This window comes from Photorhabdus kayaii (assembly GCF_025384895.1).
GTDB lineage: Bacteria > Pseudomonadota > Gammaproteobacteria > Enterobacterales > Enterobacteriaceae > Photorhabdus > Photorhabdus kayaii.
The window spans coordinates 1-674 of the sequence record NZ_JAJAFZ010000218.1 but is presented as its reverse complement, the minus strand read 5'-3'; the positions used below and the strand labels follow the sequence as shown (position 1 = coordinate 674).

Annotated in this window: 1 protein-coding gene; it reads right to left on the bottom strand. The window is 58.8% G+C overall.

Annotated features, from left to right (window positions below; genetic code table 11):
- A partial coding sequence (locus LGZ98_RS23995; RefSeq protein WP_262978757.1) for an AAA family ATPase occupies window positions 1–674 on the bottom strand: 674 nt, incomplete at both ends.

Genomic DNA, 674 nt, shown 5'->3' with positions numbered 1-674 from the left:
GCGCCGCTGTCCGGCAGCAGGCAGGCGCTGACCAGCGTGTCACGGAGGGCGCTTTCCACCTGACAGCTCAGGCCATAATGGGTATGGAGTCGCCGGGTCACCTGCCCCAGTTTGACGTCCACAATACGCCTGAGGGCCTCAGCCGGTAACGGGCGGTAAATCACCGTTTGAAAGCGGGCCAACAGGGCAGGCTGGAAGTGATCCCGCAGCACAGGATACAACCGCTCATGCAGCGCGGCATTCGGGGCGTCAGGTTGTTGCGCCAGTAGCGCCATCAAGTGATCACTGCCCAGATTCGACGTCATCAATATCACGGTCTGACGAAAGTCGATCTCGCGCCCTTCGCCATCACGCATAAAACCGCGATCAAATACCTGATAGAACAAATTCAGCACGTCGCGATGGGCTTTTTCCACTTCATCCAACAGCACCACGCTGTAAGGACGTTGACGGACCGCTTCTGTCAGTATCCCGCCCTGACCGTATCCGACATAACCCGGCGGGGCCCCTTTCAACTGGGAAACCGTATGCGGCTCCTGATATTCCGACAGGTTGAGGGTGATCAGTGAACGTTCCCCGCCAAACAGGCTATCCGCCAAGGCCCGCGCGGTTTCAGTTTTCCCTACCCCACTTGGCCCAACCAACAAGAAAACCCCCAGTGGACCGTGTTCCGG